This window comes from Curtobacterium sp. MCLR17_034, assembly GCF_003234485.1.
In the GTDB taxonomy this organism is placed as follows: domain Bacteria; phylum Actinomycetota; class Actinomycetes; order Actinomycetales; family Microbacteriaceae; genus Curtobacterium; species Curtobacterium flaccumfaciens.
Map to the genome: position 1 here is coordinate 13,794 of NZ_QKTH01000023.1, position 25,802 is coordinate 39,595.

The 25,802-nt window shown below is 71.6% G+C and carries 23 protein-coding genes; 10 read left to right on the forward strand and 13 right to left on the reverse strand.

Annotated elements, in window-relative coordinates; all coding sequences use genetic code 11:
* Window positions 1-82 precede the first annotated feature (82 nt).
* Both DEI98_RS16830 and DEI98_RS16835 read right to left on the reverse strand, forming a co-directional pair.
* On the reverse strand, window positions 83-2,194 hold the full coding sequence (locus tag DEI98_RS16830; protein ID WP_111101392.1) for an alpha-galactosidase: 2,112 nt from the start codon (window positions 2,192-2,194) through the stop codon (window positions 83-85).
* A gap of 152 nt (window positions 2,195-2,346) precedes the next feature.
* Complete coding sequence (locus DEI98_RS16835) at window positions 2,347-3,330, reverse strand: magnesium and cobalt transport protein CorA (protein WP_111101408.1); 984 nt, start codon at window positions 3,328-3,330, stop codon at window positions 2,347-2,349.
* A gap of 153 nt (window positions 3,331-3,483) precedes the next feature.
* On the opposite strand from DEI98_RS16835, the gene DEI98_RS16840 reads away from it, so the two are divergent.
* Window positions 3,484-4,293, forward strand: a complete 810-nt coding sequence (locus DEI98_RS16840; protein ID WP_111047241.1) for a tryptophan-rich sensory protein — start codon at window positions 3,484-3,486, stop codon at window positions 4,291-4,293.
* 153 nt (window positions 4,294-4,446) lie between these two features.
* Here the strand turns inward: DEI98_RS16840 and ald are convergent, their stop codons facing one another.
* From ald to DEI98_RS16855, 3 genes are all read right to left on the reverse strand, one after another.
* A complete protein-coding gene (ald, locus tag DEI98_RS16845) occupies window positions 4,447-5,547 on the reverse strand; it encodes an alanine dehydrogenase (protein ID WP_111101393.1) in 1,101 nt (366 codons plus the stop codon).
* 141 nt (window positions 5,548-5,688) lie between these two features.
* A complete protein-coding gene (locus tag DEI98_RS16850) occupies window positions 5,689-6,648 on the reverse strand; it encodes an AraC family transcriptional regulator (protein ID WP_111101394.1) in 960 nt (319 codons plus the stop codon).
* Between the two features lie 48 nt (window positions 6,649-6,696).
* Window positions 6,697-7,659 (reverse strand): sugar-binding transcriptional regulator, encoded by a 963-nt coding sequence (locus DEI98_RS16855; protein ID WP_027466231.1) that lies wholly within the window; start codon window positions 7,657-7,659, stop codon window positions 6,697-6,699.
* 192 nt (window positions 7,660-7,851) lie between these two features.
* Here DEI98_RS16855 and DEI98_RS16860 point away from each other — a divergent pair, with 192 nt between their 5' ends.
* A complete protein-coding gene (locus DEI98_RS16860) occupies window positions 7,852-9,585 on the forward strand; it encodes a glycerol-3-phosphate dehydrogenase/oxidase (protein ID WP_111095779.1) in 1,734 nt (577 codons plus the stop codon).
* Window positions 9,586-9,658: 73 nt separating this feature from the next.
* Here DEI98_RS16860 and DEI98_RS16865 read toward each other — a convergent pair whose 3' ends face one another.
* A complete protein-coding gene (locus tag DEI98_RS16865; protein WP_111101395.1) occupies window positions 9,659-10,315 on the reverse strand; it encodes a histidine phosphatase family protein in 657 nt (218 codons plus the stop codon).
* 28 nt (window positions 10,316-10,343) lie between these two features.
* Window positions 10,344-10,466, reverse strand: coding sequence for a type B 50S ribosomal protein L36 (gene ykgO / locus DEI98_RS16870; RefSeq protein WP_017888460.1), 123 nt, complete (start codon window positions 10,464-10,466; stop codon window positions 10,344-10,346).
* Between the two features lie 45 nt (window positions 10,467-10,511).
* Here ykgO and DEI98_RS16875 point away from each other — a divergent pair, with 45 nt between their 5' ends.
* Window positions 10,512-11,540, forward strand: coding sequence for a GTP-binding protein (locus DEI98_RS16875; protein ID WP_111101396.1), 1,029 nt, complete (start codon window positions 10,512-10,514; stop codon window positions 11,538-11,540).
* A 230-nt stretch (window positions 11,541-11,770) separates the two neighbouring features.
* Here DEI98_RS16875 and DEI98_RS16880 read toward each other — a convergent pair whose 3' ends face one another.
* Complete coding sequence (locus DEI98_RS16880; protein WP_111101397.1) at window positions 11,771-13,303, reverse strand: MFS transporter; 1,533 nt, start codon at window positions 13,301-13,303, stop codon at window positions 11,771-11,773.
* Between the two features lie 191 nt (window positions 13,304-13,494).
* On the opposite strand from DEI98_RS16880, the gene DEI98_RS16885 reads away from it, so the two are divergent.
* Window positions 13,495-14,019: a DinB family protein gene (locus DEI98_RS16885; RefSeq protein WP_111101398.1), complete on the forward strand. Its 525-nt coding sequence runs from the start codon at window positions 13,495-13,497 to the stop codon at window positions 14,017-14,019.
* A 251-nt stretch (window positions 14,020-14,270) separates the two neighbouring features.
* Here the strand turns inward: DEI98_RS16885 and DEI98_RS16890 are convergent, their stop codons facing one another.
* Window positions 14,271-15,233 carry a sugar-binding transcriptional regulator gene (locus DEI98_RS16890; protein ID WP_071405045.1) on the reverse strand — a complete coding sequence of 321 codons (963 nt, stop codon included), beginning with the start codon at window positions 15,231-15,233 and terminating at the stop codon, window positions 14,271-14,273.
* Window positions 15,234-15,348: 115 nt separating this feature from the next.
* On the opposite strand from DEI98_RS16890, the gene DEI98_RS16895 reads away from it, so the two are divergent.
* From DEI98_RS16895 to DEI98_RS16910, 4 genes are all read left to right on the forward strand, one after another.
* Window positions 15,349-15,831, forward strand: coding sequence for a ribose-5-phosphate isomerase (locus tag DEI98_RS16895; RefSeq protein ID WP_111057823.1), 483 nt, complete (start codon window positions 15,349-15,351; stop codon window positions 15,829-15,831).
* Between the two features lie 80 nt (window positions 15,832-15,911).
* Entirely contained in the window at window positions 15,912-16,988 is a 1,077-nt protein-coding gene (locus tag DEI98_RS18790; RefSeq protein ID WP_181438077.1) for an outer membrane lipoprotein carrier protein LolA, read from the forward strand.
* A 38-nt stretch (window positions 16,989-17,026) separates the two neighbouring features.
* Window positions 17,027-18,004 carry an ABC transporter ATP-binding protein gene (locus DEI98_RS16905; RefSeq protein ID WP_111101409.1) on the forward strand — a complete coding sequence of 326 codons (978 nt, stop codon included), beginning with the start codon at window positions 17,027-17,029 and terminating at the stop codon, window positions 18,002-18,004.
* Complete coding sequence (locus tag DEI98_RS16910) at window positions 17,991-18,851, forward strand: ABC transporter permease (protein ID WP_111101400.1); 861 nt, start codon at window positions 17,991-17,993, stop codon at window positions 18,849-18,851. Before DEI98_RS16905 ends, DEI98_RS16910 begins: the two co-directional genes overlap by 14 nt.
* A 61-nt stretch (window positions 18,852-18,912) precedes the next feature.
* Here the strand turns inward: DEI98_RS16910 and DEI98_RS16915 are convergent, their stop codons facing one another.
* From DEI98_RS16915 to DEI98_RS16930, 4 genes are all read right to left on the reverse strand, one after another.
* Window positions 18,913-19,974 (reverse strand): NADP-dependent oxidoreductase, encoded by a 1,062-nt coding sequence (locus DEI98_RS16915; protein WP_051596869.1) that lies wholly within the window; start codon window positions 19,972-19,974, stop codon window positions 18,913-18,915.
* A 196-nt stretch (window positions 19,975-20,170) separates the two neighbouring features.
* A complete protein-coding gene (locus DEI98_RS16920) occupies window positions 20,171-21,103 on the reverse strand; it encodes a metallophosphoesterase (protein WP_111101410.1) in 933 nt (310 codons plus the stop codon).
* 116 nt (window positions 21,104-21,219) lie between these two features.
* On the reverse strand, window positions 21,220-21,561 hold the full coding sequence (locus tag DEI98_RS16925) for an L-rhamnose mutarotase (RefSeq protein ID WP_110865254.1): 342 nt from the start codon (window positions 21,559-21,561) through the stop codon (window positions 21,220-21,222).
* Entirely contained in the window at window positions 21,558-22,913 is a 1,356-nt protein-coding gene (locus DEI98_RS16930) for an MFS transporter (RefSeq protein ID WP_220034902.1), read from the reverse strand. The genes DEI98_RS16925 and DEI98_RS16930 overlap by 4 nt, the downstream gene beginning before the upstream one ends.
* A gap of 247 nt (window positions 22,914-23,160) precedes the next feature.
* Between DEI98_RS16930 and DEI98_RS16935 the strand changes: the two genes are divergently transcribed.
* Together DEI98_RS16935 and DEI98_RS16940 are read left to right on the forward strand one after the other, a co-directional pair.
* Window positions 23,161-24,171 (forward strand): LacI family DNA-binding transcriptional regulator, encoded by a 1,011-nt coding sequence (locus tag DEI98_RS16935; RefSeq protein ID WP_111029965.1) that lies wholly within the window; start codon window positions 23,161-23,163, stop codon window positions 24,169-24,171.
* Window positions 24,172-24,214: 43 nt separating this feature from the next.
* The gene (locus DEI98_RS16940; RefSeq protein WP_111101401.1) at window positions 24,215-25,318 is read left to right on the forward strand and encodes a LacI family DNA-binding transcriptional regulator; all 1,104 of its coding nucleotides are present in this window, start codon (window positions 24,215-24,217) and stop codon (window positions 25,316-25,318) included.
* Window positions 25,319-25,802: the final 484 nt, after the last annotated feature.

Here is a 25,802-nt window from a genome sequence, read left to right on the forward strand (position 1 = left end):
CTGGACGCACCCGATGACGGACCGCGACGGGCCGGCCGGACGCGGGACGGGCCTCCAGGCCGGGAGCCCCGACCACCCGCCGTCAGACGGCCGTCACCCGGAACGGCACCACGCAGTCGGCCGGCATGAGCGGTGGCTGCACGCCGACGGTGCCGAGCACCCGGCCGCTGAACACCCGCGGGCCGGACCACCAGTCCGGTCGCACCAGGTCGTGGCCGTCGCCGATGACCACCGGGTCGACGCGGTACGCCGTGTCGGGGTCGAGGTCGCGGAAGGTGACCCGGCCGGTGCCGGAGACCTCGGAGCGGCCGATGCCGGCGAGGAAGAAGACGGCCTGCTGCCGGTCCGGCGCGACCGTGCCGTACACGAGCCGTGCGTCGTCGACCTCGTCCGAGCGCACCAGGTCGCCGCCGTGCAGGAGCGGGCGGAGCTCCCGGTACAGCGCGATCCACTCGGTCAGTGCAGCGGACTCGTCGGCGGTCGCGCCGGCCAGGTCCCACTCGATGCCGAGGTGCCCGACCAGGGCGGTACCGGCACGGAAGGCGAGGTCGTGGACGCGACCGGTCGTGTGGTTCCGACCGCTCGCGATGTGCGACCCGAGCAGCTCCGGCGGCAGGAGCTGCTGCGTCCACCGGTGCATCTGCTGGCGCTCGAGCGGGTCGATGTCGTCCGACACCCACACCCTCGCGGTGTGCTCGATGACGCCGAGGTCGACCCGACCGCCACCCGACGAGCACGACTCGATCTCCAGCGACGGGAAGCGCTCGCCGAGCGTCGCCATCAACCGGTACGCGGCGACGGTCTGCTCGTGGACCGCTGCGCCACCGCCCGGGAACCCCGCCTCGACGAGGTCGCGGTTGTGGTCCCACTTCACGGCGTCGACCGCGTACTCGCCGATGATCGCCGTCATCCGTTCGAGCACGTGGTCGAAGGCCTCGGGGATCGCCAGGTTCAGCACCTGCTGGTCGCGGGAACGCGCGGGCAGCCGACCGTCGGCCTGCAGGATCCACTCCGGGTGGGCGCGCGCCAGGTCGCTGTCCTCGTTCACCATCTCGGGTTCGAACCACAGGCCGAACTCCATGCCGAGCGCACGGACGCGGTCGACCAGCGGGCCGAGGCCGTCCGGCCAGACCTCCTCGTCGACGTACCAGTCACCGAGGCCGGCGTGGTCGTCGCGGCGGCCGCGGAACCAGCCGTCGTCGAGCACGTAGCGTTCGACGCCGAGGGCCGCGGCTCGCTCGGCGAGGTCGACGAGACGGGCCAGGTCGTGGTCGAAGTACACGGCCTCCCACACGTTGATCGTCATCGGGCGGGGCGTCGTCGGGTGCTGCGGGCGGCTGCGGAGCCAGCGGTGGAACCGTCGGGCCTGGTCGTCGAGGCCGTCACCGTGGGCGAAGTACACCCACGGCCCCTCGTACGTGGCACCGGTGCCGAGCCGGACCTCGCCGGGCAGCAGGAGTTCGCCGCCGCCGATGACCTGGCGGCCCGTGGCGAGCCGTTCGGCGTGGTGCCGGTGGTTCCCGCTCCAGGCGGTGTGGACGCCCCAGACCTGACCGTGTGCGAAGCCGAAGCCCGGCTCCCCCACCGTCAGCACGGTCGCGGCGTCGGTGCCGGTACGGCCCTTCCGTCCCTCGCGCAGGTGGGTCCCCACGACGAGTTCGCGGCGCTGCGGGGTCCGCTCCTTGCCCCAGCGGCCGGCGAAGTCCAGGATCTCGCGGGCCCCCGACGGGATCGGCATCGCGAGCGTCAGGTCGTCGACGGTGTAGGCGCCGTCGGCGGTGTTCGTCACGCCCGCGCGGGCCCGCACGAGCCCGGAGCCGAGCATCTCGATGGCGACCCGGACGGTGAGCCCGGCGACGGTGTCCTCGGCGTCGGCCGTGACCGCGGAGTCGGTGACCGCGAGCGACGTCACCGTGAACGCCGGCGACCAGTCGGCGCCGTCACGGTGCCCGGCGAGCCCCGGACGACCGCTCCAGCCCCGGTGTGGCTCGGGCAGCACCGACAGGCGCACCGGATCGTCCATCTCGTTCGGTGCGACGGGCGCGACGTCGGCGTCGGCGAGGGCCGTCAGCGCGTCGGTGTCGAGCGGCCCGAGTGCCGCTCCCCAGTGCACGACGGCGGGGAGCGCGTCGTCGCGGCAGTCCAGGACGAGCGAGACGCCACCGGCGGTCAGGTGGACGAGTTCGTGCGGCATGCGGGCTCCAGTCGGCGTCGTTGCACGTCAGAGCTTTCCGGTCCGGGGCCGTCCGCTGCAAATCCTGCTGCGGCGCGGCTCCGGTTGCGGCGCAGCCCAGGCTGCGGCGCGGCTCCGGTGGCACCGCAGCTCAGGCAGCGGCGCGACGCGACTCAGAACCAGCGCTTGACCTTGAACACCACGTACAGGATCGCGGCGAACAGGATCATCGCGACGATCGACAGCGGGTACCCCCACGTCCAGCCGAGTTCGGGCATGTGCGTGAAGTTCATCCCGTAGATCGCGGCGATGAGCGTCGGCGCGAACAGGATCGCCGCCCAGCCGGAGATCCTCTTCGTGTCGTCGTTCTGCTTCTGCGCCGCCAGGGTCGAATCGACGGTCAGGGCGTTCTGCAGCAGCTGCCGGAACGTGTCGAGGCGTTCCACCACCCGGATCGCGTGGTCGAGGACGTCGCGGAACCGCCGCTGCATCTCGATCGGCAGGTGGTACTTCTCGGCGCCGCGGTGCAGGTTCTCGATCATGTAGACCAAGGGACGCGCCGCTCGCTGGAAGTCGACGACCTCGCCGAACAGCTCGTACACGCGCCGGGACACCCCGGCCTCGCCCGAGAACAGCTGGTCCTCGATCTGGTTGATGTCCTCTTCGAGGCCGTCGATCACCGGCACGTAGCCGTCGACGATGGAGTCCATCAGCGCCCAGAGCTGCGCCTGCGGGCCGACGGTCACCAGCCCCGGCTTGCCGCTCAACCGCTGCAGCGCCTTGGGAACGGTCTGCTTGCCGCGGGGGTCGGCCTTCACGACGGCGAGGAAGAAGGTCTCACCGACGAAGGCGTGCACCTCGCCGAACGCCACCTCTTCCTGCTGGTCGTTGTACAGCGCCGGCTTGAGCACCACGAACAGCGTCGAGCCGTAGCGCTCGAGCTTCGGTCGCTGGTGCCCCTCGGCGGAGTCCTCGACGGCGAGTTCGTGCAGACCGAGGGCGACCGCGACGTCGCCGAGTTCCTCGGCGTCAGGCTGGTGCAGGACGAGGCACGCGCTGGCGCCCTGCTCGTCGAGCATCCGGAAGCTGTCGTCGAGGGATGGACTCGCGATCGGTGCGATCCGGTCGATGTAGACGGTGTTCAGTTCGACGCTCACGCGCCCACCGTACGCAGGGTGGCCGGTCTCCGGCATGGAGGCCCGTGGCGGCCCCGCCACACGCCCCGCGTCCTGCCTGAACGTGCGCTGCACGACCGCCGCCACCGGCCGCCTACGGTGCAGGTCATCAGCATGCTGACGAAAGGGACTGTCATGAAGAGGATCTGGAAGCGCATCGCGGTGGCCGTGAGCGCGGTCGTCGCCGTCATCGGCGCGTACGTCGGGTCGGGCGCTGCCGGCGGCACGCCCATCCAGGACGCCGCCGGTGGCGCCCTGTCGGCGTCCTCGACCGCGATCGCACCGGACGGCCCGGCCTTCTCGATCTGGAGTGTCGTCTACGCCGGGCTCATCGGCTACGCGGTGCTGCAGCTCTTCCGCACCGCGAACGACGAACGGCACGAGCGACTGGTGGTTCCGGCGGTGCTCTCCCTGCTGCTCAACGCCGCGTGGATCCTGTCGGTGCAGTTCGGGTTCCTGTGGGCGAGCGAGCCGATCATCGTCGCCTTGCTCGTCGTGCTGATCTGGACGTTCACGATCCTGCGCCGGACCCCGTCCCGCGGCGTCGTCGAGGCGATCCTGACCGACGGCACGTTCGGGCTGTACCTGGGGTGGGTCTGCGTCGCGACGGCCGCGAACACCGCTGCGGTACTGACGGCGGCGGGCTTCCGGGGCTTCGGACTCGGGCAGGACCCGTGGGGCGTGGTCGTCGCCGCGGTGGCCGGGCTCGTCGGGGTCCTCATCGCGCTGTGGGGCCGGGGACGCCTGGCACCCATGGCCTCGGTCGCGTGGGGTCTGGCGTGGGTCGCCGTGGCCCGGTTCGAGGGACCGCTCGTCTCCGTGCCGACGGCGGTCGCGGCCGTGGTGGCTGCGGCGGCCGTGGTCGTCGTGACCGTGGTGGTGCGTGCCCGCGCCGGCTGGGTCGGACGCCGTGCCGGTCGGGCGGCGGCCCCGGTGGCGGCCTGACGCGCGGCTACCTGCGCGTCAGGCCCGCGAAAGCGACAGTTCCCGCGGCCTCGCACCCGTCCGGGCCGCGAAAGCGACAGTTCCCCGCCGATGTTCGGCGGGGAACTGTCGCTTTCGCGAAGTGGGCGGCCGGACAGCCCGACGCCCCCGGCCTCAGCGCGCGGACGCCACCAGGCCGTGGGCGGCGGCGACCGCGGCGTTCGTGACCCGGCCGTCGTGCACGTTCAGACCGGCGGCGAGTGCGGCGTCGGCCTCGAGCGCGGCCTCCCAGCCACGGTCGGCGATCGCGACGGCGTACGGCAGCGTGGCGTTCGTCAGCGAGATCGTGCTCGTGCGCGGGACGGCACCGGGCATGTTCGCCACGCAGTAGTACACGGTGTCGTGCACCGCGAACGTGGGGTCGTCGTGGGTGGTCGGGTGGGAGCCCTCGAAGCAGCCGCCCTGGTCGATCGCGATGTCGACCAGCACCGAGCCCGGCCGCATGTCGGCGACCATCGCGTCGGTGACGAGCTTCGGCGCGGACGCCCCGGGGATGAGCACGGAGCCGATCACCAGGTCGGCGTCGCGCAGGGCCTCGGCGATGGCGTGCGCCGACGAGCGCAGGGTCGTGACGCGGCCGTCGAACCGGGCGTCCAGTGCCCGGAGGCGCGGCAGGCTGATGTCGAACACGGTGACGTCGGCGCCCATGCCGAGCGCCATCGTCGCGGCGTGCTCCCCCGCGACGCCGCCGCCGATGACGACCACGCGGCCCTTCGGCGTGCCGGGGACCCCGCCGAGCAGCAGCCCGCGCCCGCCGTTCGTGCGCATCAGGTGGAACGCGCCGACCTGGGCGGACAGTCGCCCGGCGACCTCGGACATCGGCGACAGCAGGGGCAGCGAGCGGTCCGGCAGCTGCACGGTCTCGTAGGCGATCGCCGTCGCGCCCGAGTCGATGAGGGCATCGGTCAGCGGCCGGTCGGCGGCGAGGTGCAGGTACGTGAAGAGCACCTGGCCCGGCCGGATCATCGGGTACTCCGACGCGACCGGTTCCTTCACCTTGAGGATCAGCTCGGCGCGCTCCCACACCTCGGCCGCGGTGTCGACGATCGTGGCGCCGGCGGTGCGGTACTCGTCGTCGGTGAAGGCCGAACCGGACCCGGCACCGGCCTGCACCAGCACCTGGTGGCCGTGCAACCCGAGCTCGGCGACACCGGCGGGCGTGGCCGCGACGCGGTACTCGTTGTTCTTGATCTCGGTGGGGACGCCGATGCGCATGCTGACTCCTTCGTGGGCGGTGCGTTCGTCCCGTCCATTGAGCACCGGATTCGCCCACAGCAGCGCTCAGCCGAACATCCGGACAGCCGCAGCGCGATCCGTGTCATCAGATTCGGCGGAGCGGTTCGCAGCAGCAGTCGGTCAGTGCCCGCGCAGCGACTCGCTCGGCAGCTCCCCGAAACGGCTGCGGTAGGTCGCCGAGAAGCGTCCGAGGTGCCCGAAGCCCCAGGTCCGCGCGATCTCGGCCACGGTCGTCTCGTCCAGGCCACTGCCGACCAGGTCGGTCCGGGCGCCGTCGAGTCGCACGCCGCGCAGGAGTTCCCCCGGCGTCTGGTCGAGGTGCCGGCGGAGGGACTGCTGCAGCCCGCGCGGGCTGAGCCCCGCCGCCGCGGCGATGTCCGGGGTACCGATCGCTTCGCGCGCGTGCTCGTGTACGAACTCGAGCGCCCGGCGCAGGCGGTCGTGCTCCGGGCCGCTGCCGGACACCGTCGCGCGCCACTTGTTGCGCTGCGGGAACGCCCGGATCGCCGCGGTCGCGAAGGCCTCGGCGATGTCGTGCTGCAGCATCGGGCTCATCGACCGGTCGACGTCGAGCCACGTGGCCGAGTACTTCCGCACCACCGACCGCCACAGCGCGATGCCGTCGGCCGTCGGGCGGCGCATCGGCTCGAAGGCGAAGTCGTCGTCACCGGCCACGGCACGGACGAAGTCGCGGTCCAGGTGCACCAGGTTCAGGGCGATGTCGCGGTGGTGCAGCGCGTACGGCTCGGCGAAGGGCAGCACGACCGGCACCCCGGCCTCGAGCTCGTACGTCTCGCCGCCCGTGGTGATCCGGCTCGAGCCGCTCCGCATCCAGGCGACCAGGAACTCGTCGTCGACCTGGCTCTCGCTCCGCAGGTCGACCATGAACCGTGACGAGCGCAGGGACATCCGCTCGTCACCGACGCCGGCGAAGTCCCAGTGGGCGTTCTCGTGGGTGCGACGGACCAGTGGTGCACGGAAGTCGTAGTCGCCCGTGAAGAACGCGAGCGCCTGGTCGACGTCGCTGCCGACCATCCGCCGGAAGTACCGCTGACCGGGCTGTTCGAGAGAAAGCACCATGGTCGAGAACCTACGACGGACCACCGACAAACTGCGTCAGGTCCTGACTCAGGGCTGCAGGATCGCCTGCCCCACGCTCTCGTCCAGGATCAGGTCCGTGATGAGCCCGGCAGCCAGTGCACCGCGCAGCGACGCCGCCTTCGACCGCCCGGCGACGACGCAGACCCGCCGCGGCGCGCGCTTGATCGTGTCGAGGTCCGGAGCGCCGGCGCGGGCGTTCACCCCGATGTCCTTCCACGAGCCGTCGGCCCGGTAGAACACCGTCGAGACGTCCCCGACGACCCCCGCCTGCGTGAGCTCGTCGCGGTCCTCGGGGTCGAGGTACCCGCCGGAGTACACGTGCGAGGGCACCGGGGCCTGCGGGGCACCGACACCGAACACGACGAGGTCCATCCGCTCGTGCAGGTCGAGCACACGGCGGATCGAGCGCTCCCGGAACAGCGCTTCCTTCGTCGCGGGGTCGTCGAAGAACGCCGGCACCGGGAACTGCTGCACGAACGCGCCGTAGGCCTCGCCGAACCGGCGCAGGATCTCGGACGCGTAGACGATGCCGGTGGTGCGGGTGTTCGCGGCGCCGTTGATCTGCACGATCGTCGAGCCGTGGGTGGTCTTCGGCACCAGGTAGCGGCTGACCGCACTCACGGTCGAACCCCACGAGATCCCGATCACCATGTTCGACTCGACGTACTGCGTCAGGATCCGGGCGGCGGACAGGGCCACCCGCTCGAGCCGGTCGACGTCGCTCGTGTGGTCCGGCACCGGGACGACGTGCGCGTGCACCCCGAAGCGGGAGCGGATGCTCCGGCTCAGCGCGGCGGCCTGGTCCAGGGGCGAACGGATCTGGATGTCGACGAGCCCCGTGTCCCTCGCGTACTTCAGCAGCCGCGACACCGACGAGCGCGAGGTGCCGAGTTCGTCGGCGATCGCGTCCATCGTCAGGTCCTGCAGGTAGTACAGGTGGGCGGCGCGCAGCGCCTGCTGCGTGCGCATGGGCTGAGCCGCATCGCTCATGGTGCTCCGATCTGTCGAACGCAACCATGCACGGACGTGCAGGGCCTCTGCAACCCCTGCCGCGCCTCCTGACCGCCGTGTCGGGCCTGGACGACACGTGTGCTGCACGTTCGTGCACGCGAGTTGCCCGCCCTGTCGAACGAGCGCACGATCGATCCTGACCGCACGAACAGACGAAGGAAGCGACGAACCATGTCGAAGAAGACACAGCCCCGGAACACGGTGACCGCCCTCACCGAGCGCCCGAACGCGCAGGTCCTCGTCGTCGGCGGCGGCATCAACGGCATCGCGACGTTCCGCGACCTGGCGCTCCAGGGCGTCGACGTCGCCCTGGTCGAGCGTGGCGACTACGCCTCCGGCGCCTCCGCGGCCTCGAGCCACATGATCCACGGCGGCATCCGCTACCTGGAGAACGGCGAGTTCCGCCTGGTGCGCGAGAGCGTGCAGGAGCGCAACGGCCTGATCCGCATCGCCCCGCACTACGTCAAGCCGCTGCAGACGACCATGCCGATCTTCTCGACGTTCTCCGGCATCATGAACGCCCCGCTGCGCATGCTGACGCACAAGCAGCGCTCCACCAAGGAGCGCGGCGCGATGCTCATCAAGATCGGCATGACGATCTACGACTCCTTCTCGCGTGACGGCGGCTCCGTCCCGAAGCACGTCTTCCGCACCAAGAAGGCCGCGCTCGAGGACATGCCCGCCCTCAACAAGGACCTGAAGTACACGGGCACCTACTACGACGCGAGCGTGCACGAGCCCGAGCGCCTGGCCCTCGACGTCCTGAAGGACGGCCTGGCCGCCGGAGCCGACAAGGCACGCGCCGTCAACTACGTCGAGGCAGCCGGCACCCGCGACGGCGGCGTCCTGCTGCGCGACCGCGAGACCGGCGACGAGTTCGTCTTCACGGCCGACGTCGTGATCAACGCCTCCGGCCCCTGGACCGACCTGACGAACGAGGCGTTCGGCGGCGAGACGAAGTTCATGGGCGGCACGAAGGGCTCGCACATCGTCGTGCACAACGACGAGCTGCTCGAGGCCACCAAGGGCCGCGAGCTGTTCTTCGAGAACGACGACGGCCGCATCGTCCTCATCTACCCGCTCAAGGGCCGGGTCCTCATCGGCACGACCGACATCGACGCCGACCCCGCGAAGCCGGTCACGACGACCGACGAGGAGATCGACTACTTCTTCGGGCTCGTCAAGCACGTGTTCCCGCAGATCGACGTCACCCGCGACCACATCGTCTACAGCTACTCCGGCATCCGTCCGCTCCCCCGCCACGAGGACACCGCCCCCGGCTTCGTGTCCCGTGACTACCGGATCGTGGACACCCAGATCGCCGGCCTGCCGAAGTCGACCGTGCTGTCGCTCGTCGGTGGCAAGTGGACGACCTTCCGTGCCCTCGCTGCACACCTGTCCACCGAGGCGACGACCAAGCTCGGCATGAGCCGCAAGGTCGACACCACGGGCATGCCGATCGGCGGTGGCAAGGAGTTCCCGACCACGGACGCCCAGCGCGCCCTGTGGATCAAGTCACACCGCGACGGCCTGGACGAGTCCCTCGTCGAGGGGCTGCTCGAGCGCTACGGCACCCGTGCCGCCGAGGTCGTGGACGTCCTGACCGACGGCCCGGTCGAGCCGCTCGAGTCCGACCCGTCGCTCACCCGCGCCGAGGTCGCGTACTTCGCCCGCCACGAGCAGGCCGTCCACCTGGTGGACGTCGTCCTGCGCCGCACGAACCTGGCGTTCGTCGGCGGGGTCACGATCGACCTGCTCGACGAGCTGGCCGACGTGCTCGCCGAGGCGCTCGGCTGGACGACCGAGGAGCGCGCGGACGAGGTCCAGCGCACGCTCGACGTGCTGCGTGAGTCGCACGGCGTGATCGTGCCGCTGACGTCCGCATCGGCGTCGCAGCTCGCGTAGTCGACGCGACCGACAACGGACGGGAGGCCCGGTACCAGCTGGTACCGGGCCTCCCGTCCGTCTGCTGGTCGCGTCAGAACCGCTCGCCGGTGGGGTCGAGCGCCGTGCGGTCGATGAGCTGGTCGCCGCCGACCGGCTCGCCTTCCCAGTCGACCAGGCGCCAGCCGTCGGCGAACGACCCCTCGAGCTCGACGATGCCGGTGTTCTCCAGGTGACGCTTCGTGCCGAAGTGGTCCGGGGTGTTCTGCGCAGCTGCGCTCGCCCACGTGCGGATCGCGGCACCGTGGCTGACGGCGGCGGCGACGGCGACCCCGGTGGCCTCGATCTGCCGGACGGCGTCGTCGTAGCGCTCGAAGAACTCGACGCCGCTCTCGGCACCGGGCATCCGGGTCGTGCGGTCACTGCCGGACCAGCCGTGCACGGTGGAGATGTAGGTCTGCACGGACACCTTGTCGCTCTTGCCCTGGGTGTCGCCCGCCTCGATCTCACGCAGGCCCGGCAGCACCACGGGCTCGAGGCCGAGCGAGGTCGCCAGGGGCGCCGCGGTGATCTGCGTGCGGACCATCGACGACACGAACAGTCGCTCGATCCCCCGGTCGGCGAGCGCTGCGGGCAGGGCGTCGGCCTGCTGCTGCCCGAGCTCGGTCAGCCCCGGTCCGGGCACCACGGCATCGAGGATGCCGTGCACGTTCGCGGGGGTCTGGCCGTGGCGGATGAGCAGCAGTCGCATGCCGCCACCCTACGGACCGCCGCTGACGTCAGCCCTGCCGGGTGTTCCAGCGGGGGTTCTTCTTGTTGATGACGTAGACGCGACCCCGGCGTCGGACCACCTGCGAGCCGGGGATCTTCTTCAGGGCCTTGAGGGAGTTGCGGACCTTCACGACGAGCCTCCTTGTTGATAACGGTTTTCAGTTACAGTAGCGGACATGCGTGCTGCTGCCATCACCCTCGTCACCGCCCTGCACCAGGTCGACGCCGACCGCGTCGCCGCCCGGATATCGGACGGACACCGAATGCACGTCGCCGGGAGTGCCTTTGCCACCGCCCGCGCCGTGGCCGACCGCGCCGACCAGCTCGACCGGGTCTGCGGGCCCGACGCGCGCCACGGGCTCGTCGTCACCCTGCACCCGGGAGCCGATGCCCGAGCGGTCGGCATGCTGCTCGCCAACGCGGCACGGTCCGAGACCGGCGACGACCGGGTGCTGCGGCACGTCGTCGGGGTGTTGCGGGCCGACGACGTCGCGCACCTGCTGTGGTCGGACGTCGACGACGCGTTCGTGGCCGCGGACCGGATGGCCGCACTCGTCGAGTACGCGACGGTGATCGCCCTCGACCGCATCGAGCCGCTGTCCGGCCGTCGGCGACGGGCGCTCGTGTCACTGCTGCACCGGATGGCACCCCAGGCCGTGATCGTCGCCCTGCCCGCGATCCGGAGCGCCGCCGACCTGCCGGCGTCGAACGGTGGAGCCGCGCGGGTGCTCGCCACCGGTGCCGGCTGGATGCGGGCGCTGTCGAGCGGCGCGGACACCGGGCGCGAAGCCCGCGATGCCCTGGTCTCGATGCGCTACCGGGAGCCGCTGCCCTTCCACCCCGGTCGACTCTCGACCGTCATCGCCGAGGACCTGTCCGCCGGCGTGAACGGCCGCGTGCTGCGGTCGCGGGGGTTCTTCCGCCTGGCGTCCCGGCCGGACCACGTCGGCTCGTGGTCGAGTTTCGGGTCGATGCTCGCGCTCGACCCCACCGCGAACCCGTCGTGGGACGCCGACGCCCCGATCGGGCAGGCGCTGTGGTTCGTCGGCGAGCAGCTCGACGTCCGGGCGATCGAGCGGGCGCTCGACGGGGCGCTGCTCACGCCGTCGGAGCTGCTCGCCGGGCCGGACGTGTGGCGCGGCTGGCCGGACCCGTTCCCGGCGTGGCCCGCGGTGGACCCGGCGTCGGAGCACCGGCACGAGTGAGGGGGCGCGTGCGCGGGCGGCTGCGCACTCGTCTTGCGACAGAGCACGAGTCGATCGACGCGTGCATCGTCGCCTCATGCGCACACATCCGCTCCGTGCGCATGGTGCGACAGAACGCGCGTCGATCGACGCGTGGATCGTCGCAGTGTGCGCACGCACGGACGGGAGGCGCGGTGCGGGTCCGACCCGCACCGCGCCTCCCGTCCGTGGTCACGTCGAGAGCCGCAGCGTCACCGCACCGGCGACCCCTCGCGCGCAGCAGCCTCGCGCGCAGCGGCGGCCGCCGCGTCCTGCGCCGCGAACGGCAGGTCACCGAGGTCCAGGTGCGGGTTCGTGTCCTGCGTGAGCACGAGCTCCTTCGCCTCGTCCTCGGTCTCCACGGCCGGCATCGACCCGGGCAGCGGGCGCTGCGAGGACTCCTTCATGCAGAAGACACCGATCGCTCCGACGACGCTCATCGCCATCAGGAAGTACGCCGGCGCGAGCTCGTCACCCGTCGCGGTGAGCAGCGCCTGCACGATCAGGGGCGTGGTCCCACCGAACACCGCGATCGCGATGTTGTAGGCGAAGCCCATGCCGCCGTACCGCGTCGAGGTCGGGAACAGCGCCGGCAGCGACGCGGCCTGGTTCGACACCCACAGCGCGGTCATGAGCGCGAGGAGCCCGAGGCCGGCGAGCGTCGACCACTGCGCCCCGTGCCCGATGAGCATGAACGCCGGCACGACGAGCACGACGGTGGTGGCGGCACCGATCCACATCACGACGCGGCGGCCGAGGCGGTCGGAGAGCTTGCCGGTCAGCGGGAGCATCACCGCCAGCAGCAGGAGCACCGGGATCGTCAGCAGCGTGCCGTCGATGGCGGAGTACCCGAGCGAGTCGGTCAGGTACGTCGGCATGTACGAGGTCAGGGCGTAGCCGACGGTGTTCGACGCGGCGACGAGCATGATCGCGATGACGATCGGACGCCAGTGCTGACGGACCATCGCGACGACGTTGGCCGGACGCTCACCGTCGAAGGACGCACGGGACTCGGTCGCGGCCTCCTGCGCGGCCTGGGTCGCCTGGAACACCGGCGACTCCTCGATGCGCAGACGGAAGTAGATGGCCACGACGCCGATCACACCGGCAGCGAGGAACGGGAACCGCCAGCCGTAGGCGGTCATCGCCTCGTCGCCGAGGGTGAGCTGCAGCACCGACACCACCGTGGCACCGAGCGCGAAGCCCAGGTAGCTGCCGAAGTCCAGGATGCTCGCGAAGAACCCACGACGGCGGTCCGGGGCGTACTCCGTGACGAACGTCGTCGCCCCGGCGTACTCACCACCGGTCGAGAAGCCCTGCGCGAGCTTCAGCACGACGAGCAGGATCGGGCCGAACACGCCGATCGTCGCGTACGCGGGGAGCGCCCCGATCAGGAACGTCGACGCCGCCATCATGATCAGCGTCGTCGCGAGCACCTTCTGCCGGCCGATCTTGTCGCCGAGGCGTCCGAACACGATGCCACCCAGGGGCCGTGCGATGTAGGTCGCCGCGAACACCCCGAGGCTGAACAGGATCTGCACCGAGGGTTCGGCCGTCGGCAGGAAGACCTTCCCCATCGTCACGGCCAGGTAGCCGTACACACCGACGTCGTACCACTCCATGGTGTTGCCGACGACCATGCCGCTGACGGCTCGTCGCATCATGCTCTTGTCGACCACGGTGACGTCGCTCTCGCGCAGCCGTCGGTGTGGTCGGGTGTGGGTACTGCTGGGGTCGGAACCCATGCCTTGCTCCTCGAGAAGATCGGTGGGCCGTCGGGAACCGGCCCAGAACAGCGAGCGACGTTACCGAGCAACCGAAATGTCATTGGCCGGTGATTCTCAGGGAACGGCGTGTCACCCGAACGGGGGCCGCCGCCGATCCGCACCAGTCCAGCGAACCCGGAAGCTGAGTAACGAGGCCGTAACATCGGCCCATGGCGATCGAACCCGAGACGAAGAACTGGACGTGGGTCATCGAGTCCGCGTGTCCCGAGTGCGGCTACGACGGCAGCGCGGTGACCGTCCGCGACGTGCCGGGCATCATCGACGAGAACACGGCCGGGTGGCCCGGAGTCCTCACGCGCGACGACGTCCGCGACCGCCCGGACGACCACACGTGGTCCCCGCTCGAGTACAGCGCCCACGTGCGGGACGTGCACCGGAAGATGGCGGAGCGCCTCGAGCTGATGCTCACCGAGGACGCCCCGACGTTCCCGAACTGGGACCAGGACGCCACCGCCGTCGAGGACCGTTACGGCGAGCAGGACCCCGCGGTCGTCGCCGAGGAGCTCCGGGAGTCGGCAGACCGCGCGGCCCGGGCCTTCGCCGCCGTCCCCGACGAGGTGCTCGGGCGCACCGGGCTCCGGTCCGACGGCAGCGCCTTCACCGTCGCGACGCTCGCCACCTACTACGCGCACGACCCGGTGCACCACCTGTGGGACGTGCGGCGCACGCGCTAGACGTGGGGACCACCGGTCTGGAGGCGCGGTGCGGCCCCGCCCCGCGCCTCCAGGCCGCCTGCGGTCACCCCCGGAACCGGGCGTACCGACCGGACTCGGGCGTCCCTACCGGAACCGGGCGTACCTGCCAGAACCGGGCGTACCTGCCGGACTCGGGCGTACCTACCGGAACCGGGCGTACCTGCCACGAAGAAACGACCAGGTATGCCCGAATCCACCCGCCATCGCACGCGTGATGGGAAGGATCGCGCTCAGGCGAGTGCGTCGAGCACGGCGCGCGCCGTCGCGGCGTCCGTCACCAGTTCGTTGACCAGACCGCCCCGCACCGCGGCCACGATGCTCGTGACCTTGGCGCTGCCCACGGCGACCCCGACCGCGTGCGGCACGGTCGACAGGATCTCGCGCGAGGTCCGCACCATCCGGTCGCTGCCGGGGAACTCGATCGGTGAGCCGTCCGCGGCGTAGAAGTTCAGGCAGACGTCTCCGGCGGCACGGTCGAACGCGACGTCCTCGACCGGGATGCCCCGGGCCAGCGCGTCCCGCGTGTGGGTCGGCGCCCCGATGCCGAGGATGGCGCCCTTCGCCCGGCTCCACAGCCCGACGACGTGCTGGAACGCCGGGTCCTCGTCGAGGGTGGACCGCATCACCGGGGACGGCAGCGCCTGGGCGAACAGGAACGCCGGGATCGCGCCGGAGTGCTCCGCGGCCGTCCGGGTGATCTCGTTCGTCTGGAACCACGGCATCGGGTCGGCCTGCCCGCCCACCGTCGGGACGAGCTGCACCCCGGGCATGGTCGGCATGCCGGACCGTGCGACGTCGTAGACGGTGCGGCCGGACGACATCAGGACGGCGTCGCCGGGGACGAGTCCCATGCCCTCGACCGCGGCGGCCAGTGGTGCGGCCAGGTCGGCGCCGAGCGTGGCGGCGTGGGTGACCGCGGCGAGGTGGACCGCGCGGAGCCCGAGCACGACCTGCAGCCGTTCGGCGAGCGCCACGGTCTCGTCCTGGAACGGGTCGACGACCTCGATGCGGACGAGTCCCGCCTTGCGGGCCTCGGCGACGAGCCGCGAGACGGTCGGCCGTGAGACACCGAGGCGCGAGGCGATCTCGACCTGCGTGGCGTCCTCGAGGTAGTACATCCGCGCCGCCTGGTAGACGGTGTCCAGCGGGAACCGGGTGCGGGCTCCGTCCGGAGTGGGGGTCTCGGCCGACATGGTGCGATGCTACCGCCACGCACAACGCAGAAATTGTGTGCTGGACAGATGTCCACGGCCGTCGCAGACTGGTTCGGGAGCGCCCGGAACCTCGGGGCGCGGGAGGAGCACAGACATGACGTACCGTCTCGTGATCGGGTCCGACGACGCCGGGTTCGACTACAAGGAGATCATCAAGGCCGACCTGCTCGCCGACGAGCGGGTGTCCGACGTGCGGGACGTCGGCGTCGACGCGGACGGCCACACCGCGTACCCGCACGTCGCCGTCGACGCCGCACGACTGGTGGCGAACGGCGAGGCCGACCGGGCGATCCTGATCTGCGGCACCGGACTGGGCGTGGCGATCAGCGCCAACAAGGTGCCGGGCATCCGCGCCGTCACCGCGCACGACTCCTACAGCGTGGAGCGCTCGGTCCTGTCGAACGACGCCCAGGTCCTCTGCATGGGGCAGCGGGTCGTCGGCATCGAGCTCGCGCGTCGTCTGGCGAAGGAGTGGCTCGGCTACGAGTTCGACCGTTCAAGTGCCAGCGCCGAGAAGGTCAACGCCATCTGCGAGTACGACGGCAGTGCGCCCGCCGGCGTCGACGCCCAGGCGTAGTCCCCCGCGCAACGCCCAGCTGCCTGTCGGGGGCCGGACGTACCGTACCGACGACTCCAATGCTCCACGAGGGGAACCCGATGAAGAAGTCAGCCTGGCTGCCAGCCGTCATCGCACCGGTCGTCGTCGCCGGCGCCGTTGCCGCGCCGATGATCGCGAACGCCGCGAACGACCCGATCGCGGGGACGAACCCCAGCGCGGCGGCCGTCATCGCCAGCATCGCGAAGTCGTCGGACGCCCAGTACTCGGGGAAGCTCTCGCAGACGAGCGCACTCGGGCTCCCCGAACTGCCCACCGGGTCCGGCGGCTCCTCGCTCGAGGGCGACGCCTCCGACGTGCTCGGGCTGCTCGCCGCATCGCACACCGCCCGGGTCTACGTCGACGGCCCCGACAAGCAGCGCGTCCAGCTGACGCAGCAGCTCGCCGAGCAGGACGTCGTCCGCAACGGCTCGAACGTCTGGACCTGGGACTCGAAGGAACGCACGGCCACGCACGTGACCTTGCCGAGCGACACCGCGAAGGACCCGCAGGGCGGCACGACCACCCCGGCCGACATCGCGAAGCAGGCCATCGACGCGATCACCCCGACCACCACTGTGTCGAAGCCGACCGAGGTCAGCGTCGCCGGACACGACGCCTGGCAGATCACCCTCACGCCGAAGTCGTCCGACACCCTCGTCGGAGCCGTCCGGTTGGCCGTCGACCAGCAGACCGGTCTCCCGCTCCGTGCGAGCGTCCAGGCCGCCGGCGCGGACGACCCCGCGGTGCAGGTCGGGTTCACGAGCCTCGACTACGGCGCCCCGGCAGCCCGGCTCTTCGACTTCACCCCGCCGTCGAACGCGAAGGTGACCGAGAAGGACCTGTCCGAGGCCGGATCACACGCGAAGGGCGAGCACGGCGACCACCGTGGCACCCCGAACGGTGACGAGCCGACCTTCACTGGCACGGGCTGGAGCACCATCGCCGAGCTCCCCGCCGGCACCGTCGACCGGTCCGGGCTCGAGGGCGAGGCTTCCGGCCTGCTCGACCAGCTGACGAAGCCTGTCGACGGCGGCCGTGCCGTGCAGACGTCGCTCGTCTCGGTCTACCTGACCGACGACGGCCGCGTGCTCGCGGGTGCCGTGCCGGTCGCCTCCCTGGTCGACGCCGCGAAGTGAGCGCGGACGACCACGAGGTGCGCACAGCCGGCCACGCGGTGAGCTCAGCCGACCACCAGGCGAGCACGGCCGGACCGGGACCCGACCTGGCGATCCGCACCACGGGCCTCCAGAAGGTGTTCCGCAAGCAGCGTGCGGTCGACGGGATCGACCTGGCGGTGCCGCGCGGCGCGGTGTTCGGGTTCCTCGGGCCGAACGGTTCCGGCAAGACCACCACGATCCGGATGCTGCTCGGGCTCTCGAGCGCGAGCGGCGGCACCATCGAGCTGCTCGGCGAACCGATGCCGAAGGCGCTGCACGAGGTGCTGCCCCGCGTCGGCGCGCTCGTCGAGGGGCCGGCCTTCTACCCGTACCTGTCCGGCCGGGCGAACCTGCAGCGATTCGACGCCGCCGACCCCACGTCGGACCCGCGCACCCGCAAGGCCCGCGTGGCCGGTGCCCTCGACCGCGTCGGGCTGACCCACGCGGCGGACAAGAAGGCGCACGCGTACTCCCTCGGCATGAAGCAGCGACTCGGTCTCGCGAACGCCCTGCTGTCCCCGCGTGACCTGCTGGTGCTCGACGAGCCGACGAACGGCCTCGACCCCCAGGGCACGCGCGAGGTCCGCAACCTCATCCGCTCCCTGGCCGACGACGGCACCACGGTGTTCGTGTCGAGCCACCTGCTGGCCGAGATCGAACAGGTCTGCACGCACGCAGCCGTCATGCGGACGGGCAAGATCGTCGCGCAGGGCCCCCTCGACGAGCTGCGCGCAGCAGGGGCCCGGACCGTGACCGTGCGGACGCCCGACGTCGGGCAGGCCGGTACTGTCCTCACCCGACTCGGGCTCACCCCGCGGCACGACGGCGGGGCCGACGTGCTGGTGGCCGACCTGCCGAACGAGCTGCTGCCCGAGACGATCACCGCGGAACTCGTGCGCGCCGACGTCCGGGTCCGCGGCCTGACGGTGGGCGGCGGCACCCTCGAGGACCTGTTCGTCGCACTCACCGGAGAGGGATTCGATGTCGCAGCCTGATGCGGCCGTACGCGACCTGCCCGTCCGCCGCCGGCAGCGCCCGTTCGCACTGCTCGGTTCCGAACTCGCGCTGGTGTTCCGGCGTCGCCGCACCTGGGCGATGCTCGGGGCGCTCGCGCTCGTGCCGATCCTGATCGCGGTCGCCGTGAAGCTCACCACCGACGGCGACGACGGCGGGCCGGCGTTCCTCGGCGACATCACCAACAACGGCCTGTTCGTGGCGTTCACCGCACTGACCGTGTCGATCCCGCTGTTCCTGCCGCTGACCGTCGGGGTGGTCGCCGGTGACACCGTCGCGGGCGAGGCCAGCCACGGCACGATCCGCTACCTGCTCGTCGCACCGACGGGCCGCGTGCGGTTCATCCTGGTGAAGTTCGCCGGTGCCGTCGCGTTCTGCCTGGCCGCCACGCTGCTGGTGGTGCTGGTCGGTGCGGCGATCGGCGCCGTGCTGTTCCCGATCGGCCCCGTCACGCTGCTGTCCGGCACCCAGGTGGGCGGCTGGTCGTACGCCGGCCGTGCCCTGCTGCTCGCGCTGTACGTCGCCGTGTCGATGCTCGGGCTCGTGGCTATCGGCATGTTCACTTCGACGCTGACGAACGTGCCGGTCGGCGCGATGGCCGCGACGGTCGTGCTCGCCGGGGCGTCGCAGGTGCTCGACCAGCTCCCCCAGCTCGACTGGCTGCACCCGTTCCTGTTCTCGCACCAGTGGCTCGGGTTCGGCGACCTGCTGCGCGACCCGATCTCGTTCGACTCGTTCGGGTCGAACGCGGTGCTGCAGCTCGGGTACGTCGTGGTGTTCGGGGCGCTGGCGTACAGCCGGTTCGCCTCGAAGGACATCCTGAGCTGACACGGCAGGGGCCCGGCACGAAGGTGCCGGGCCCCTGCAACGCTCAGCGCGTTCCGCTCGCTCAGCTCGCGGGCGACGCCGATCCGCCGGCCATCGTCTCCGTGTCGGTCCCCCGCGCGTCGGCGTACCGGTCGCGCAGGTCACGGGCCTTCTCGGAGCGGTACCAGTCGAGCCGCGCCCCGGTCTCCACCGTCTGCATCCCGATCACGACCTTGCCGCGGGACTTCATCTCGGCCAGGTCCTCGTACGCCTCGACGATGTACTCGAACGGGTAGAAGCCCGAGATGAGCACCTGCACGCGGCGGTCCTGCACGGCCTTCGCCAGCAGGGTGAGCAGCTCGCGCGTCTCCTCGTCCTCGGCGGGTGCGCGGAGGAACCGGACCTCGATGTCCCGGCGCTCCTCCGACGAGACGAACCGCTCCTGGCCGACGCCGAGGCGTTCGGCCAGCAGCTCGGCGTTGCTCTCGCCGTGGTTGTCGATGAACGCGGTGATCGGCCGGCCGTCGGCGATGTCGCGGATGCGGTCTTCCTCGCCTTCGCCGTATGCGACGGGCAGCGTGCCGATCTGCCGCAGGTAATCGTGGTTGCGAGGGCTGCCGAGGGCGATCACGGTCGCGCCGGCGTCGTGCGCCAGCTGGCACTCGATGTGTCCGACGCCACCGGCTGCGGCCGAGATCACGACGGTGTCCTGCGGTCCGAGCCGGAGCGACCGGACGACCGACACCGCGGTGCAGCCCGCCAGGTACAGGCCGCCGGCGACCTCCCACCCGACGTGCTCCGGCTTCTTGATGACGGCGCCGCGCGGCACCGCGATCCACGTGGCGTGGGCGCCGCCGGTCGGCGCGTGCCCCATCACCTCGTCGCCGATGCGGAGGTCCTTCACGCCGTCGCCCCGCGCGCGCACGATGCCGGCGAAGTCGACGCCCTGGTGTGCGGGGAACTCGAGGTCGACGTGGTCGCGGAGCTTCCCTTCGCGCAGGAACCGCTCGATGTGGTTCAGGCCCGCGGCCACGATCTCGACGACGATCTCGCCCGGTCCGGCCTCGGGCTTCTGCTGGGGGACGAGCTCGACGACGTCGAAGTCGCCGTACCGGTCGTACTGCACTGCACTGCCGACTCGCATGGGTGCTCCTTCGCTCCAGGTGTGCGTCCGTGCTACTCGGTGTTCCCGCACGCAACCCGAAGACGTGGGGTACCGCGGCTGTGGACGTGCCCAGACGACGGACTGGAGGCCCGTGGCGGCGCCGCCACGGGCCTCCCGTCCGTCGTCACGCACGTCCAACGCGCGTCCACCGCGCGTGGGGACCGCGCAAGCGTGCTCAGTGCTTGCCGGCGGCCGCGATGACGGCGCGGACCGTCTCGGGGTCGAGGCGGAACGCCCGCGGGTCGGCGTCGCCCCGGGGCACGCGGACCGGTGTCGACCAGACCGAGCCGTCCGCGGCGACGTCGACGACGAGTGCGCCGCTGTCGACGACGGCCGATTCCTCGTCGTACGGGCCGACGACGTCGGTGTCGTTCGCGACACCGGGGGCGACGAGGACCGGGACGCCGGCGAGTGACCCGGCGAAGTGGTGGTGGTAGTGGCCGGCGAGGACGACCCGCACGTCGGAACCACGGATGACGTCGGCGAGCGCCTCGGGGTTCTGCAGGCGGAGGGCCTCGTGCAGCTCGGTCGGAGCGGGCAGCGGCGGGTGGTGCAGGACGACGACGGTGCCGTGCGGGGCGTCGTCCGGGCCGCTGTGGGCGTCTTCGGCGAGGGCCGTGCGCAGGTGCTCGAGCGCCGTGTCGCTGAGCTCGCCGTACCCGGCACCCGGGACGCTCGTGTCGACGGTCACGATCCGTCGACCCGCGACGACCGACTGCCCGGAGACCGGCACCGTCGGCGGCAGGTACTCCAGCGTGTGCATCAGCGCCGTTCCGCCCTCGCCCAGGACGTGCCCGTTCGCCAGGACCTGCCGGAAGCCCTCGCGCAGGTCGTGGTTGCCGGGGACCACGACGACGGCCGCACCGTGCCGTTCCGCCCAGCCGCCGACGCGGTCCCGCACGATCGCGTAGGACTCCGGGCTGCCGTCCTCGGAGACGTCGCCCGAGACCACCACCAGCCCGATGCCGGGCACCGCGTCGACGTGGGCGAGCAGCCGTTCGAGGGCGGCCGTGGTGTCGACCGCGCCCTGGTGCAGGGCGCCGTCGCCGGTCAGGTGGGTGTCGGAGAGGTGGAGGATGCGGAGGGTCCCGGCTGCTGGCGGCTGCATGCGTCCACGGTAGCCACGGCCCCCGTCACTCCGGTGCTGCGGGCGCTCGGTGAGCAGGAATGGTCGGGTCGCGCCAGCGGACCCGACCATTCCTGCTCACGAAGTCCACGGCCCCGTCAGTCCGGCGCGGCCGCAAGCTGGTCCTCCAGGTTGAACACCTCGGGCAGCACCCGCGCCGTCTGGTCGGCGCGCCCGGTGGCCCCGGCGAAGAGGTCCTGCATGTGCGCCTCCCACGCCGTGGCCACCTCGGACGCGGCGAGCGCGGCGTCCGCATCGGCCACCGAGTCCGTCTCGTAGTACCCGATGAGCAGTCCGTCGTCGTCGAGGAACAGCGAGTAGTTCCGCCGCCCCGCCGCCGCGATCGCCCGGAGCATCGCCGGCCACACGGCGGCGTGCTGCTCACGGTAGGCGTCGAGCAGCTCGACCTGCACCTGCAGCCGGAAGCAGACGCGGGTCACCGTCCGGCCTGTTCGCGGCGCCGCTGCTCGGCGTCGTGGACGCTGCGCTCGTCGGCGGTGCGGACCGTCCCGGTGACCGTGGTGACGGTGCCGTAGCGCTCGGCCTCGATCGCCTCGAGGGTCTTGCCCTGCGTCCTCGGTGCCCAGATCGTGCCGACCAGGAACGACAGCGCGAGGAGCCCGAGGATCAGGCCGCCGAGCGCCCGCAGCCCGATGTCCGACAGCAGCAGCGGGAACCAGATGCTCAACAGTCCGACCATCACGCGGGCGGCCAGGAACAGCACGCCCTGGGCGCTGGCGCGGTACCGGGTGGCGAAGAGCTCGCTCGTCCACAGGCCGTAGAACGCCTGCGCGCCGATGCCCGACGAGATGCCCCACGCCACGGCGAAGAACAGCAGGGTGCCGAGGTTGGCGGGCGCGTAGATGAGCACGGCCCACGCGATGATCGCCAGCACGGCACCGGCGGCGTAGAGCGCGCGGCGGCTGACCCGGTCGGCGTACCGCATGAAGCCGAAGTACGTCGCGGCCACGGTGCAGCCCCAGACCAGGATCTGCAGTCCGTACTGCTCGGTGACGCTCGTGACCCCGGTCGCCGCGTACACCCGGGGCTGGAAGATGCCGGCCTGCCCGGCGACGGTGTTCCAGAGCGCGTAGACGCCGAACAGGAACAGCATCGCGGTCAGGTTCTTCCGGCGGCTGAACAGCTGCGTGATCCCGTGGAAGAAGTTCGCCGTGCCGGTGGCCGCGCGCTCGTCCTTCCAGATCGCCGACTCGGGCAGCCCGCGGCGGAGCCACCACACGATCGCGGCGACGACGAACAGGTGGGCGAAGATGAGGCGGCTGCCGAGCAGGCCGAGCGGGGCCGCGGCGATCGCCAGGGCGAACCCGACCATCGGCCCGATCGACCACGCGAGCTGTGCCGTGCCGACGTGGGCCGCGCGCTTGTCCGCAGGGGCTTGCTCGGCGATGTAGGTCCAGCTCGCCGGCACACCCGCACCGACGGCGATGCCGGTCAGGATGAAGCCGACCAGGAGCATGCCGTAGCTGCCGGCGAACACCGCGAGCAGGATGCCGAGCATGTAGAGGAGCAGGTCGTACGTGTAGATGAACTTCCGGCCGTACCGGTCGCACAGCGGTCCGCCGACGATCGCGCCGAGGGCGGCACCGAAGGCGTTTGCGGACAGGCTCGCGAGCAGGCCGACCTCGAGGTCGCCGATCCGGAACTCCGCCTGCCACAGGCTCAAGCTCGTGGCGATCGCGATGATCGACCCCGACTCGATGTAGTTCGACATGGCCACCGAGACGGTGGCCTTCCAGCCCGTGGTGTTCCGGGCTCCGATGCGGACCGCCATTGGTCCTCCGTTCGCGTGTTCGTCGGTGAATCGTTTCAACGGGACGACGAGGACGATAGCGCTCCGGTGTGCGCGCTGGCAAGAGCGGGTTCGCCGGGCTGCGCCTCGCACCGTGCGCGGGCAGTCGACGCGACCACCCCACGGACGGGAGGCCCGGTACCGGCTCGCCCCGTGCCTCCCGTCCGCGTTTTCCACAGATCACGGCGCGGGCCGACCGCGCGGACCGCGCCGATGCCAGGATGGCCACATGGCGGTCAGTGTGCGAGAGGTGGCAGCGCTCGCGGGCGTGTCACTCGGCACGGTGTCGAACGTGCTGAACCGCCCCGACAAGGTCGCTCCCGGCACGGTGGAACGCGTGCAGTCGGCGATCGCGACGCTCGGGTTCGTCCGCAACGACTCGGCGCGCCAGCTCCGGGCCGGGCGCAGCTCCACCGTCGGCCTCATCGTGCTCGACGGCGGCAACCCGTTCTTCACCGACGTCGCCCGGGGTGCCGAGGACGCCGCGATGGACAACGGCCTCGCGGTGCTGATCGGCAACTCCGACGAGTCGACCGACCGTGAACGCACCTACGTCGACCTGTTCGAGGAACGCCGTGTCGCCGGACTCCTGATCTCCCCAGCCGGCGACGACCTGTCCCGCCTCGCGCGGCTGCGTGATCAGGGCACCGCCGTGGTGCTGGTGGACCGCCGCGCCGACGACGAGCACTTCGCCTCGGTCTCCGTCGACGACGTCGCCGGCGGCCGCATCGCGGTCGAGCACCTCGCGGCGATCGGCCGCACCCACATCGCCTTCGTCGGCGGGCCGTTCGGCATCCGCCAGGTCGCCGACCGGCACGCCGGGGCACTCGCCGCCGCCCAGGCCGCGGGCATCCGGCTCGAAGCCCTGCCGACCACCTCGCTGTCCGTGCTCGAAGGGCGCCGCATCGGCGAAGCGATCCAGGCCCGCCCGGCCGCCGAACGCCCGGATGCCGTCTTCGCCGCCAACGACCTGCTCGCAGTCGGGCTCGAACAGGCCTTCATCATGCGCGGCACCATCGCGGTGCCCGAGCAGATCGCCATCGTCGGCTACGACGACATCGCGTTCGCCGAGTCCGCCGTGGTCCCGCTGACGTCGGTACGGCAGCCGGCGCAGGACCTCGGCCGCCGCGCGATCGAACTCCTGACGAAGCAGGTCGAGCAGGGGCAGGACATCGACCTCGAGCACGTGGAGTTCACACCGGAGCTCGTGGTGCGGCAGTCCTCCGTCGCCGACGCCTAGGGCCCGGTCCGGACACGGCTCCCCCGCCGCCTACGATCGGAGCATGGTGCATGTCCCCCGGCGCGACGGTCCGCCGAGCGTGCACCACGTCGCAGCCCGGGCCGGCGTCTCGCTCGCCACGGTCTCGAACGTCCTGAACCACCCCGAGCGGGTCGCCGACGCGACCGCCGCACGCGTGCGGGACGCGATCGGCGCACTCGGGTACACGCCGAACCGCAACGCCCGGGCCTTGGTGTCCGGCAGCACGCGCGCGATCGGTCTGGTCGTGATGTCGCTGCGGAACTCCCTGTTCAGCGACATGGTCAACGGCGCGCAGCTGGCCGCCCGGGAACGCGGCTTCACCCTGCTGATCGCCAGCAGCGAGGACGACCTGCAGGCGCAGGGCGAACACCTCGCCTACCTCGAGAGCGCCCGGGTGTCGGGGATCCTGCTCGCCTCGATGACGGAGTCCCGCGACCAGGTCGAGGTCGCGCGGCGTCACGGCCGACCCGTCGTGTACGTCAACTACGAACCGACCGAGCTCGACGCGTGCGCGGTGGTCGTGGACAACGAGCAGGCCGGGTTCCTGGCGACCGAGCACCTGATCGACCGCGGCTGCCGACGCATCGGGTTCGTGAGCGCCCGTCCGGACCTGCAGCCCGTCGACCGCCGACGGGCCGGCGTGCTGCGGGCCGTCGCGGCGCACCCCGGGGTCGTACTCGTCGACGTCGACGCCGGGGACATCGACCCGCCCGGAGGCACCGACGCCGGGCTCCGCATCGCCCGGATGCCCGAGGACGAACGCCCCGACGGGGTACTGGGTGTGACCGACCTGCTCGCGATGGCCGTCGTCTCCGAACTCCGGGCCGCCGGGATCCGCGTCCCCGAGGACATCCCCGTGTCGGGCTGCGACCACAACTCCGTGGCGTGGGGTGGTGCGGTGCCGCTGACCTCGGTGACGATGCACGGCTCGGAGATGGGTGCGGCGGCGGTGGAACTGCTGCTCGAGGAGCTCACCGACCCGATGCACGTACACCGGACCGTCGTGCTCGGCAGTGAGCTGGTGCCGCGAGAGAGCACGCTCGGTCGCGAGGGCGCGGCCGCAGCAGCCGCCGCCGCAGCCGTCGCGGGCACCACGCCGAGCGACCCGAGGCGCACCGAGGCCTGACCGGCGGCGGACCAACCCGCGAAAGCGACACATCCGCGGGTCGTCGCTGCGTCCGGTCCGCCAGAGCGACAGATCGGCGCGAACGTTCGGCGGCACACTGTCGCTTTCGCGGACAGTGGGCGGCGGGCCGCGGCAGCGGGCAGCGGGCAGCAGGCAGCAGGCAGCGGACTGCGGGCCGGGCCGGCGCGCACGAGGCGACCCGGGCCCGCGAACGCGACCGGGCGCCGGACGGGAGGCGCGGGGCGGGGCCGGTACGGGCCTCCCGGCCGGCGGGCGGCGCGACCACCGCACGGTGCAGCACCGCGCGTCGGCTCGGTGCGAGATTCCGCACTCCGTGCGAGCCCGCGCGCCCGTCACCGAGTGTTGAACCTCGCACCGAACGACGAACGAGCGAGCGAGCCTGCGGGATCGGGTAACGAAATCGGCACAGCGATTGACACGCTTCAATCCTCGTGGTTCCATCCTGATTGAAACGTTCTAAAAC